At 31.8% G+C, this 13096-nt stretch carries 10 protein-coding genes and 1 tRNA gene; 10 read left to right on the top strand and 1 reads right to left on the bottom strand.

What is annotated here, in order from left to right; translation table 11 throughout:
• Window positions 1-6 precede the first annotated feature (6 nt).
• Window positions 7-2697 (top strand): sensor histidine kinase KdpD, encoded by a 2691-nt coding sequence (locus tag RR430_RS01490; RefSeq protein WP_332486494.1) that lies wholly within the window; start codon window positions 7-9, stop codon window positions 2695-2697.
• Complete coding sequence (locus RR430_RS01485) at window positions 2690-3376, top strand: response regulator transcription factor (RefSeq protein ID WP_332508577.1); 687 nt, start codon at window positions 2690-2692, stop codon at window positions 3374-3376. The genes RR430_RS01490 and RR430_RS01485 overlap by 8 nt, the downstream gene beginning before the upstream one ends.
• A gap of 28 nt (window positions 3377-3404) precedes the next feature.
• Here the strand turns inward: RR430_RS01485 and RR430_RS01480 are convergent, their stop codons facing one another.
• Window positions 3405-5864 carry a heavy metal translocating P-type ATPase gene (locus RR430_RS01480; protein WP_332486497.1) on the bottom strand — a complete coding sequence of 820 codons (2460 nt, stop codon included), beginning with the start codon at window positions 5862-5864 and terminating at the stop codon, window positions 3405-3407.
• Between the two features lie 109 nt (window positions 5865-5973).
• Between RR430_RS01480 and RR430_RS01475 the strand changes: the two genes are divergently transcribed.
• The 8 genes from RR430_RS01475 to RR430_RS01440 all read left to right on the top strand — a co-directional run bounded on the left by RR430_RS01475 (window position 5974) and on the right by RR430_RS01440 (window position 13096).
• Window positions 5974-7773, top strand: a complete 1800-nt coding sequence (locus RR430_RS01475) for an aminopeptidase P family protein (RefSeq protein WP_332486499.1) — start codon at window positions 5974-5976, stop codon at window positions 7771-7773.
• A complete protein-coding gene (locus tag RR430_RS01470) occupies window positions 7770-8522 on the top strand; it encodes an exodeoxyribonuclease III (protein ID WP_332486500.1) in 753 nt (250 codons plus the stop codon). Before RR430_RS01475 ends, RR430_RS01470 begins: the two co-directional genes overlap by 4 nt.
• A 53-nt stretch (window positions 8523-8575) precedes the next feature.
• Window positions 8576-9931 carry a dipeptidase PepV gene (gene pepV, locus RR430_RS01465; RefSeq protein WP_332486501.1) on the top strand — a complete coding sequence of 452 codons (1356 nt, stop codon included), beginning with the start codon at window positions 8576-8578 and terminating at the stop codon, window positions 9929-9931.
• A gap of 122 nt (window positions 9932-10053) precedes the next feature.
• Window positions 10054-10893, top strand: coding sequence for an HAD family hydrolase (locus RR430_RS01460; protein WP_332486502.1), 840 nt, complete (start codon window positions 10054-10056; stop codon window positions 10891-10893).
• The gene (locus RR430_RS01455) at window positions 10893-11591 is read left to right on the top strand and encodes a CBS domain-containing protein (protein ID WP_332486503.1); all 699 of its coding nucleotides are present in this window, start codon (window positions 10893-10895) and stop codon (window positions 11589-11591) included. The genes RR430_RS01460 and RR430_RS01455 overlap by 1 nt, the downstream gene beginning before the upstream one ends.
• 54 nt (window positions 11592-11645) lie before the next feature.
• Complete coding sequence (locus tag RR430_RS01450) at window positions 11646-12578, top strand: calcium/sodium antiporter (RefSeq protein ID WP_332486504.1); 933 nt, start codon at window positions 11646-11648, stop codon at window positions 12576-12578.
• Between the two features lie 8 nt (window positions 12579-12586).
• The gene (locus RR430_RS01445; protein WP_332486505.1) at window positions 12587-12982 is read left to right on the top strand and encodes a PPC domain-containing DNA-binding protein; all 396 of its coding nucleotides are present in this window, start codon (window positions 12587-12589) and stop codon (window positions 12980-12982) included.
• Window positions 12983-13019: 37 nt separating this feature from the next.
• Window positions 13020-13096, top strand: a tRNA-Thr gene (locus RR430_RS01440).

Genomic DNA, 13096 nt, shown 5'->3' with positions numbered 1-13096 from the left:
TAAGAGATGGTAGATGTTAAGCAACCAAAAGACTTATTGGTAGAGTTAACTGGTGAGGAAGGGAATAAGCAGTTAGGACAACTTAAAATATTTTTTGGTTATGCTGCTGGTGTAGGTAAAACCTATGCAATGTTAAAAGAAGCTCACGACTTAAAAAATAAAAATGTAGATGTTGTTATTGGTTATGTTGAACCTCATCAAAGAGTTGAAACTATGGCTTTAGTAAATGGGCTTGAACAGATACCTACCAAAAGGATAGATTATAAAGGAATCATATTAAATGAGTTTGATATAGATGCAGCTATTTTAAGAAAACCTAAGCTTATATTAGTTGATGAGCTAGCGCATACCAATGTAGATGGTTGTAGACATGCAAAGCGATATCAAGATGTTGAGGAATTATTACGTGCTGGTATTGATGTGTATACAACAATCAATGTACAGCATATAGAAAGTCTAAATGATATGGTTGCTTCTATCACTGGAATTGCTGTTAGAGAGCGCATACCCGATAGTATTTTTGATGATGCAGAACAAGTTAAACTTGTTGATATAGAACCCAATGAATTAGTGGAGCGATTAAATGAAGGAAAAATATATCAACTTGAACAAGCAATTAAAGCTCAACAAAATTTCTTTGATACAAAAAACTTAACAGCATTACGTGAAATTGCTCTTCGTCGTTGTGCAGATCGTGTAAATAAGATGAGTGAGAAAGTTAGGTTATATGAAAAGGATACTTATTATACTGATGAACATATTTTAGTATGTTTATCGTCATCACCTACTAACCCTAAAATTATACGAACAGCGGCAAGAATGGCAAATGCTTTTAAAGGAACATTTACAGCACTATTTGTAGAAACATCTGATTTTAGAGAAATGGATGAAGCGGACAAAAAACAACTGCGTAATAATATCCATTTAGCGCAACAGCTTGGTGCAACTATTGAATTAGTTTTCGGAGATGATGTGCCATTGCAAATAGCTGAATTCGCAAGAGTATCAGGAATTTCTAAAATTGTCGTTGGAAGAAACAATGCTAAGAGAAAATATTATTGGAGCAAAGCAACGTTAACAGAACGTTTAACAGAATACGCACCAAATCTAGATATTTATATTATTCCTGATAAAGATACTCAACAGTATATTAAGCGAAAGAATAGGCGTGAATTATCAAGGTTTAATATCAATGATACAGTAATTAGTATTTTGTTGTTGGTAATTGCAACGCTAATTGGTTTTGTATTTTATGATTTAAACTTTTCAGAAGCTAATATAATTACTATTTATATTTTGAGTGTATTATTAACATCAGTAGCTACTTCACATAAGATGTATAGTTTGATTTCATCCGTTGTAAGTGTATTAACATTTAATTACTTTTTTACAGTTCCTCGATATACTTTCTCAGCATATGATTCTGGATATCCTGTTACATTTTTAATTATGTTTGTAGCAGCGTTTGTTACTAGTTCATTGGCGGTTAAATTAAAACAACACGCTAAGCAGTCTGCTGAAACTGCATATCGAACAAAAATATTATTAGAGACAAATCAATTGTTACAAAAGGCAATTAAGTCAGAAGAAATTATATCTGTAACTGCAAATCAGTTGATTAAATTGTTGAGAAAAGATTTGGTTGTTTATCTTGCTAATAAAGATGCTTTGCAAAATCCCTCGGTATTCTCGGTAAGTAATGTTAAGAATGCTGAACTTGTAACGGAAAACGAAACTGCAGTAGCATCATGGGTTTATAAAAATAATAAACATGCAGGTGCTTCTACAAATACATTGGGTAGTGCAAAGTGCTTATATCTTGCAATTCGTGCCAATGATACTGTTTATGGTGTTATTGGTATAGATTTACAAAATACAAATCTAGATTCTTTTGAGAATAGTATTCTACTATCCATTTTAGGAGAATGTGCACTTGCATTAGAAAGTCAACGGGCAATCAAAGAACGTGAAGATGCTGCAGTAATGGCAAAGAACGAACAACTTCGTGCTAATCTATTAAGAGCAATTTCACATGACTTAAGAACACCATTAACTTCAATATCAGGGAATGCTAATATTCTATTAAGTAGCGGGAATAATATGAATGAAGCAACTAAGGAAAAATTAGTTACTGATATTTATGATGATTCATTATGGCTTATCAATTTAGTAGAAAACTTATTGTCAGTTACTCGTATCGAAGATGGAACAATGAATTTAAAATTAACTGCAGAACTGATGGATGAAATAATTCAAGAAGCTTTAAATCATGTAAATCGAAAAAAAGATGAACACAAAATTATTGTCAATCATAGTGAAGAATTCATATTAGCTAAAGTAGATGTGCGATTAATTATTCAAGTTATTATTAACATTGTTGATAATGCAATTAAATATACCAATGCTGGATCAATAATTGAAATTGATGTTAAAAAAGAAGATGAAGAAGTTATTGTCGATATCAAAGATAATGGTGATGGTGTAACAGATGAAGCTAAAGAAAAAATATTTGAAATGTTTTATACTGGAAATAGTAAGATAATAGACAGTAGGCGTAGCATGGGATTAGGACTTGCACTCTGTAAATCGATAATTAATGCGCATGGTGGTGAAATATCAGTAAGAGATAATCTTCCTCATGGAACTATATTTCGATTTACATTGCCTGCTATAAAGGAGATGGTGATAAATGAATAGACATTTTGTATTAGTTGTTGAGGATGATGCGGCAGTGCGTAATCTTATGTCGACAACACTTGAAACACATAACTATAAATATTTGTCAGTTGCTACAGGCGAGTCTGCGATACTTGCGATATCAACACACAATCCAGATATAGTAATTTTAGATTTGGGTTTACCTGATATTGATGGCGTGGATATTATAAAAAAAGTACGAACTTGGTCAAATGTACCAATCATCGTACTTAGTGCAAGAAGTGAAGATACTGATAAAATTTTAGCACTTGATGCAGGAGCTGATGATTATCTTACTAAACCATTCTCTGTTGAAGAATTATTAGCGCGCTTAAGAGTTACATTAAGACGCATTAGTAATATAAAGCAAGAAGATGTAATCTTTGTAAATGGTAATCTAAGAATTGATTATGCTGCCGGGTGTGCATATATTAGTAAAGATGAATTACATTTAACACCAATTGAATATAAACTATTGTGCTTATTATCAAGAAATATCGGTAAAGTCTTAACACATACTTTTATAACAAAGGAAATATGGGGATCAACATTGGAGAATGATGTTTCTTCATTACGTGTATTCATGGCAACACTTCGAAAGAAAATAGAAAAAAATCCTAACGGACCTCAATGTATACAAACACATGTTGGTGTAGGATATAGAATGATAAAAATATAGCACCTGCATACTTGCAGGTGCTGTTTTACTATTTGATTGAAACTACATCATAACCAGCATCTTCGATAGCTTTTTTAAGTATCTCATTTGCTACATCTTTAGTTAATTGTATATTTGCAGATTTAGATGCAAGATCAACAGTAGCGTGAACTCCATCAATAGCATTTAATGCTTTTTCTACTCGTGCTTGGCAATGTCCACATGACATACCTTCGATTAGAATTGTTTTTGTGTTACTTGTTTCCATAGTTGGTTTCTCTCCTTTAAAGTTTTTTAAACGTAGGGCATTTGCTACAACACTTACGGAACTAAAACTCATTGCGAATGCGCCAAACATTGGGTTTAGTTTCCATCCTAATATTCCATAAAACAAGCCAGCTGCTAGTGGAATACCAATTGAATTGTATATTAATGCCCAGAATAAATTTTGTTTAATGTTTCTTAGTGTTGCTTTACTTAATTGAATTGTAGTTATAACATCCCATAGATTAGATCTTGTAAGAACAATATCAGCAGATTCAATGGCTACATCGGTTCCCGCACCTATGGCAATGCCAATATCAGCACTTACTAGCGCAGGGGCATCATTAATGCCATCACCAACCATTGCAACAATCTTGCCTTCAGATTGTAATTGTTTAACGTATTTTTGTTTGTCTTCAGGGAATACTTCAGCAACATAGTTATCTAAATTTAGTTGTTTAAATACTGCTTCCGCTATGATTGAATTATCACCAGTTAACATTAATGTTTCTATACCCATAGATTGAAGCTTGCTAATTGCTTTAATGCTATCTTCTTTAATAACATCTGCTACTGCAATGAGTCCAAGTACCTCTGTTTGGTTTGCAAAACATAGAGTTGTTTTACCTTGATGAGCAAATTTTTCAACAGCTGGTTTTATTTTTGATGTATCAATTCCATTTTCTTCTAGTAAAGCTAAATTACCTGCGAAATATTGTGTATCATTTAATACTGCATTAATTCCTCTTGCTGAAATACTTTTGAAATTATCAAAATCTATTTCTTTAAATTCAGTATCTTTTAGATATTGAATTACTGCTAATGCTAGAGGGTGTTCAGATTTCTTTTCTAAGGAATAAGCGATGTAATAGAATTCACTTTCTTTTATATTTTCATTGACGATAACATCTGTTACTTGTGGTTTTCCTTCTGTTATTGTACCGGTTTTATCTAATACAATTGCTTGAATAGATCCAGCTGTTTCAAGAATTTCAGCTGATTTAATAAGAATACCATTCTCTGCACCTTTTCCAGTTCCTACCATAATTGCAGTAGGAGTTGCTAAGCCTAGTGCGCAAGGACAAGATATTACAAGTACTGCAATTCCGATACTTAATGAGAATTCTAAAGATTTACCTAATAATAGCCAAATGATTGTAGCGACAATAGCGATACCAATAACAATAGGTACAAAGATACTGCTGACTTTATCAGCCATTTTTGATATAGGTGCTTTGGAGTTTGCTGCTTCTTCAACTAGTTTAATAATTTGTGATAATGTGGTATCTTGTCCTACTTTTGTTGCTTTAAATTCAAAGTAGCCAGTCTTGTTAATGGTTGCACCAACTACTTTTGAGTTAATTGATTTTTCAACAGGTATACTTTCACCAGTAATTGCAGATTCATCAATTGTTGTATAGCCTTTAGTAATTATGCCATCAACAGGAATTCTTTGACCTGCTTTAACACAAATGATGTCGCCTAATTGAACTTCTTCAACAGGAATAACTTGTTCCTTATGATTTTTAATAACAGTAGCTGTTTTTGGTGCTAAATCAATTAACTTTGAAATAGCTTCTGATGTTTTTCCTTTAGATTTAGTTTCTAGATATTTTCCTAAAGTAATTAGTGTTAATATCATTGCACTTGTTTCAAAATATAAGTCCATTATAAATTGATGAACAAGGTGGGTATCTCCAGTTTGAACGCCTATTGTGATCTTAAATATAGCGTAAATGCCATAAAGAACAGCGGCAGTTGATCCAATTGCAATTAGTGAGTCCATATTAGGATTAAGCTTGAATAATGCTTTATATCCATGGATAAAGAACTCTTTATTAAGTATAAGTACAGGAATTGTTAATAATAATTGTAACCAAGCATTAACTAATGGTTGATCCATTAAAATACTTGGTAGTGGCCAATTCATCATATGTCCCATGGCAATGTAAAATAATGGAACAGTGAATATAGCGGAATAGATGAATCTTTTTTTGATCCTTGTTGATAGTTCATCATAACTTGGTGTAGCTGTTGTTTTTGATGGTAGTGAAGCATTATAGCCAACATCTTCAACTGCGTGAATAATATCATTTTCATTTAATCCATTGTAATCTACTACCATATTATTACTTAAAAGGTTAACTTGTACGGATTGTACACCTTCCATTTTACTGATTTTTCTTTCGATTGCACTGCTACAAGCGGTGCATGTCATGCCTTGTATATCAAATGTTTGTTTCATTTTACCACCTCAACCCATTAATAGATTAAGTATATTGTACATGAAAGTCAATTTAATTGCTTTAAAAATGCACATGAAACTAGTACAATAATAGAATGAGGTGAAAACAATGACAGTAAAAGAAAATTTAATGAAATTACGTGATTTAATGAAACAAGAAGGTATCGATATTTTTTACATTCCAACAGCAGATTATCACCAAAGTGAATATTTATCAGAATATTTTAAGACTAGAAAATTTATGTCTGGTTTTACTGGTTCAGCAGGGACACTAGTTGTAACTATGAAAGAAGCAGGACTTTGGACAGATGGAAGATATTTTGTTCAAGCAGCAAAACAATTGAAAGGTAGCACAATTGATTTATATAAAATGGGTCAAGAAGGTGTACCTACGTTTGTCGAATTTATTGAAAAGAAAATGCCAATAAAAGGTGTTTTAGGATTTGATGGTCGAGTAGTTAATGCTAAAACAGCTGGAAATTTAGAAAAGTGTTTAAAGGTTAAAGAAGTTACTTTAAAAACGGATAAAGATTTAGTGAATGAAATTTGGACAGATCGTCCATCATTACCAAGTGAACCATGTTTCTTATTGGCTGATAAGTATACAGGTGTTAAAACAGAAGATAAGATTAAACGTTTACAAGCAGATATGAAAGAAAAGAATGCTGATGTATGTGTTCTAGTTTCTTTAGAAGATGTTGCATGGTTATTGAATCTTCGTGGATTTGACATAGAAGATACTCCAGTGGCATTAGCTTTTGCAACTGTAACTAAAAATCGTGTTAATTTATTTATCGATAAGAAAAAATTATCTGCTGATATTTGCAAAAAATTTAGTGGCGCTAAAGTTTCTATTCGTGGATATAACGATTTAGGAGATGAGTTATCTTCATATAAGGATAAGACAATTTTATTATGTTCAAGTACTATTAGTGCTTATCATAAATCACTTATTGATAAATCATGTACTATACTTGATGAAACAAGCCCAGTTGTTATGTATCGTGCATTAAAAAATAAAACAGAAATAAAGAATATTCGTTATGCTCATGTGAAAGATGGAGTGGCAGTAACTAAGTTTATTTACTGGGTTAAAAACAATGTTGGAAATATAGAAATTGATGAATTGAGTGCAACTAAAAAACTTCATGAGTTAAGAGAAGCACAAGAAAATTATATTGAAGATAGTTTTGGTGCTATTGTTGCCTATGGACCAAATGCTGCAATGATGCATTATTCAGCAACAGAAAAGAGTTATTCTGTATTGAAAAATGAAGGATTCTTACTCGTTGATTCTGGTGGACAATATTATGAAGGAACAACAGATATTACAAGAACAATTACTTTAGGAAAATTAACACAAGAAGAAAAGGTATACTATACAGCGACTTTAAGAAGTATGATTCGTTTAGCTAAAGCTAATTTCTTATATGGTTGTACAGGTGCATCATTGGATATTTTATCTCGTGGTCCTATTTGGGATATGGATATTGATTATCAATGCGGTACAGGTCATGGTGTTGGTCATGTTCTTGGTGTACATGAAGGACCTCAAGGATTTCGTTGGTCAAATAGTGCTACAGGATATGGAATTGTACCAATTGAAGAAGGTATGATTATCACTGATGAGCCAGGAGTATATATTCCAAATAAACTAGGTATACGTATAGAAAATGAATTACTTGCGCAAAAGGGTAAGAAGAACACATATGGTCAATTTATGCATTTTGATACTGTTACACTGGCTCCTATTGATTTAGATCCAGTATTGCCAGAATTGATGAGCGAAGATGAGATTGAATTCTTAAATAATTATCATGCAGAAGTATTTGCGAAAATTAGCCCATTCTGTACGCAAAAAGAAAAAACTTGGTTAAAGATTCAAACAAGAAAAATTAAAAAAGCATGAAACTAATATCTTGGAATGTAAATGGGCTAAGAGCGTGTATAACAAAAGGATTTCTTGATTTCTTTTATCAAGAAGATGCGGATATTTTTTGTCTACAAGAAACAAAACTACAACCACATCAAATTGAATTAGATTTAGAAGGGTATCATCAATATTGGCATAGCGCATTGCGCAAAGGGTATTCAGGTACTGCAGTGTTTACTAAGAAAGAACCTTTATCAATACAAACGGATTTTGGTAAAGATATATTTAATGATGAAGGTCGTGTAATGACACTTGAGTTTGATAATTTCTATCTAGTAAATGCATATGTACCTAACTCTAAAGAAGAGTTAGCTCGCTTAGAATATCGTATGCAATGGGAAGATGAATTGAGAAATCACTTAATTCAACTTGAAAAAACAAAACCAGTTGTATATTGTGGTGATTTGAATGTTGCACATCAAGAAATTGATTTAAAAAATCCTAAAACTAATCGTAAAAATCCAGGATTTTCGGATGAGGAACGTGAAAAAATGACTACTTTACTTGAGGCAGGATTTATTGATACATATCGTACATTATATCCTGATGCAATTGAGTATTCTTGGTGGTCATATCGTTTTAATTCAAGAGAAAAAAATGCTGGGTGGAGAATTGATTACTTTGTAACGTCTGGATCTCTAAGAGATAAAGTAGAAGAAGCTAAAATATATGGTGATATTCTTGGTTCTGATCATTGTCCGGTTGGGCTAAAGATTAATTTATAGATGTCTTAAGGGAAATGTGGTAAACTAATAAAAATTAGTTGGAGGAATAGAATATGAATGTAAGAGAAAGAGTAGAGAATCATTTAGATGAGCTATTACAACATTTAAAGACTTTAGTTAGTTATAATTCTGTTGAAGGAGTTGCTGAAGATGGATATCCTTTTGGAAGAGTACCAGCAGCTTGTTTAAATAAAGCGCTTGAAATTGCAGCATCTTATGGATTTAAAACTGTTAATTTAGATAACTATGCAGGTTATGCTGAAATGGGTGAAGGTGAACAAGTAATAGGTATCTTAGGACATCTTGATGTAGTACCTGCAGGAGAAGGATGGAATACAGATCCATTCGATATGGTGATTAAAGACGGAATGGCTTTTGGTAGAGGAACTACTGATGACAAAGGTGCAGTAATTGCCTCAATGATTGCCATGGAAATAGTAAAAGAATTAAATGTGCCTCTTACAAAAAGAGTTCGCTTAATCATGGGAACAAATGAAGAAAGTGGATCAAAATGTTTAGCACACTATGTTGAAAAAGAAGGTCATATTGATATGGGCTTTACTCCAGATGGATGTTTCCCTGGGGTACATGGTGAAAAAGGAATGTTAGGTGGATTATTCCATAGTAAAAATACAAAGATTCATGATATTTATGGTGGTGTAGCGTCCAATGTAGTTTGTAATAAATGTACAATTGTAATTGATAAGAATACATTTAGTTCTAAAGTATTAGATGATTATTTCAATGATAACGATATTGAATATACAATTACAGATAATGATGCGACAGTTACTATTGAAGCTCGTGGAGTAGCGGCACATGCAAGTATGCCAACACTTGGTAAAAATGCAATAAGTCATTTATTAGTTGGATTGAAACAAGCAGGGTTCCAAGATGATTTTGTGGAATTCTATAATGATAGACTAGGCATTACAACAGATGGGTCATTACTTGGAGTAGCGTGTAATGATGAATATGGAGATTTAACTCTTAATGTTGGTGTAATTGGCATGAAAGATGGTTTAATATCAGGTACTATTGATATTCGATTCCCAGTTACAATGACAGTAAAACAGATACTAGATAAAATGAATCCAAATCTTGATACAAAAGGTGGATTTGTTGAAATCGTAAAAACAAATGAACCTCTTTATTTCCCTATTGATAGCCCACTAGTAAGTAAATTACTTGAAGCATATCAAGAAGTAACAGGTGACTATGAATCTAAGCCTGTTACAATGGGTGGTGGTACATATGCTAAAGGTATTAACAATTGCATAGCTTTTGGATGTGAAATGCAAGATGTAGATAATCATATTCATGATGCAAATGAATTTATTACAATTGAAGCGTTAATAGTACAAACAGAGATTTATGTAAAAGCAATCATAAAATTATTAGAAAATTAGCTATCAAATTTGATAGCTTTTCTTTTTGTATATTAAAAAAATTATTAAATCTTGATGTTTGAAACAGTATGGAGTACAAGGTATAATACTAGTAAAGTAGTAAGTAGAAATGTGGTGAAACAATGAAAAAAACAAGAATTGCAATTATGTATGATTTTGATAAGACTTTATCTCCTAAAGATATGCAAGAGTTTACTTTTATTCCTTCTCTTGGTTATAAAAGTACGGATGTCTTTTGGAAGGATGTTACAAAACTTGCTAAAGCAAATAAAATGGATGCAATATTAGCTTATATGTATATGATGCTTAAAAAGTCGCAAGATAATAGTAAACCAATTCGTAAACAAGATTTTATGGATTTAGGAAAAGATATCGAATATTACCCGGGTGTTTTAACTTGGTTTGATCGAATTAATAAAATTGGAAGTGAATTGGGATTAGATGTTGAGCACTATATTATATCTTCTGGTTTAACTGAGGTTATTGAAGGGACATCTATTGCAAAAAAATTCAAGAAAATTTATGCGTGTAAATATTATTATGATGAAAATGGTGTTGCTAAATGGCCTTCATTGGTAGTGAATTATACGACTAAAACACAGTATATCTTTAGAATTAACAAGCAAATTTTGGATGAGAATGAAGATCGGGCATTAAATGAATATACAAAGGAACAAGACCGACCAATACCATTTAAGCGTATGATTTATGTTGGAGATGGGTTAACAGATGTACCATGTATGAAATTAGTTAAAGAGAATGGTGGTAAATCAATAGTTGTTTACAATGCTAAGAAAAGAGCGACAAAGGATTTAGCTAAGTCACTTATAGAACAAAACCGTGCTAATTATATGTCTTCTTCAGATTATTCAGCACATAAAGAAATGGAAAAACTAGTAGAAAAGATATTAGTTAGTATGAAGGCTGAAGTTGAATTAGAAAAAGTTGAAGGAATAAAATAATGGATAATGCACAAAGATTTCTTTCCGCTTATGTATCTATTGAAAAAAGTTTAAGACAAATAGTTGGAACAACACGATATAGTAAGTTTTATTTATTACTTCAAGAAGCAGCTAAAAAAAATAAGTTTGCACAAAAGTATGAAATCGAATTACAAGAATATGCTGATTTGAGAAATGCTATTGTTCATCAAAGAGATGGAATGGGTAAAATAATTGCACAACCTACAGATGATGCGGTTGAGGATATTGAAAAGATAAGAGATTTATTAAGCGAGAACCCATCCGTTTCTAAATATTTCTTAAAACATGTTTCTGTTTGTCATTTAGACGATGATATTCTTGATATTGAAAAAAGAATGCGTGAACATAATATATCTAAGATACCTGTCTATAGTGAACAAGGAATCGTTGGGTTATTAACACTAGATGTAATTGCTAAATGGGCGTGTGCTGAATTAATAACACCTTCGCAAAGAAAGCAAGTAAGAGATATATATGAAGAGATAAATGATAATGACAAAGTTTATTTTCTAAGCAAAAATGCAAATGTATACGAAGTCGTACAAATATACAATAACAGTATGAGAAAAGGTAAATCAGTATTGGCTATAATAATTACGGAAGATGGAATAAAGTCACAAAAACCAATTGGGATAATAACTGTAAGTGATTTGCCATATATTTTAGAGTATTTCTAACAAATCTATCTAATCTATGTTAAAATATTTAAGCGTAAAGTTAGGTGGATATGAATGATTATTAATATATGTTTATTACTTGTAGGTTTTTTAGCTTTAATTAAGGGTGCGGATTTCTTCGTTGATGGGGCAGCATCAGTAGCTTCATTACTTAAAATTCCTACCATTGTAGTTGGATTAACAATAGTTGCTTTTGGAACAAGTGCTCCTGAGGCTGCGGTGTCAATAACAGCAGCATTGAACAATTCTAATGCAATTGCCATTAGTAATGTAATTGGTTCAAATATATTTAATTTATTAGCGGTATTAGGAGTAACTGCATTGCTTGCAAAAGTACCAGTACCGCATTCAATAATTCGTAAAGAATTTCCATTTTTATTAATTATTTCTTTATTGTTTGTAGGCTTTAGTTTAACGGGATTTAAAATTGGACGTTTTGAAGGAATCATATTTTTAGCATTAATTATTTTTTATGTTGTTTGGTTAATCAATAACGCTATAGAAAATCGTGCTAAAATAGAAGTAGCAAAACCAGCATTTAATTTACCAATGAGTTTGTTATTAATTGTAGTTGGAATAGTTGGTGTTATTATCGGTGGCGATTTAGTTGTTAATAATGCAAAAGAAATTGCATTATCATTAGGTTTATCTGAGAAACTAGTAGGATTGACAATTGTATCAATTGGAACATCATTACCAGAGCTTGTAACATCAATAGTTGCAGCTAGAAAAGGAAATGTTGATATTGCAATTGGAAATGTAGTTGGTTCTAATATTTTTAATATTTTATTTATATTAGGTTTAAGTGCAACAATTACACCAATTCCTGTAGAAATGGCATTAATTGTAGATTTAGTTGTTATGGTATTCGCAACGGGGTTATGTTATTTCGTTGCTAAACAAAATTATCGTTTGGATAAGAAGGATGGTTATTTATTTTTAGCAGTGTTTATTACATATATGGCATATATAATTATTAGAAATTAGGTGACTCTATGAAGGAACATGCTTTTCGATTAGTAAAAGACCAAGATTTAAAATTATCTTTACAACAGTATTGTAAAGATAATCACATTGAGTCGGGTGCTCTATGTACATGTGTTGGTTGTGTTTATCAGTTACGACTAAGACTTGCTGATGGACGCTCTGTTCGTCAATGGAATAAACAATATGAAATTGTTTCATTGGTGGGTACAATAGCAAATGGAGAAGCTCATATACATTTTTCAGGTAGTGATATTGAAGGGAAATGTATTGGTGGTCATCTAATGGATGGAACCTTAGTAAATACCACTGCAGAAATTGTTTTATTGGAGCTTGAGAGTGTTAGCTTTAAACGTGAGTTTGATGATAACACGGGATATGATGAATTAGTAATTACAAAACGGTAATTGAAATATAAATTAAATAGGCATAAAATAATGATATGCCGATTTAGCACAGCTGGTAGTTGCAACTCATTCGTAATGAGTAGGTCGTTGGTTCAAATCCAATAATCGGCACCA

The sequence above is a fragment of the Anaerorhabdus sp. genome, from assembly GCF_036641015.1.
Lineage (GTDB): Bacteria > Bacillota_I > Bacilli_A > Erysipelotrichales > Erysipelotrichaceae > Anaerorhabdus.
This window is presented reverse-complemented; position numbering and strand designations above follow the sequence as displayed.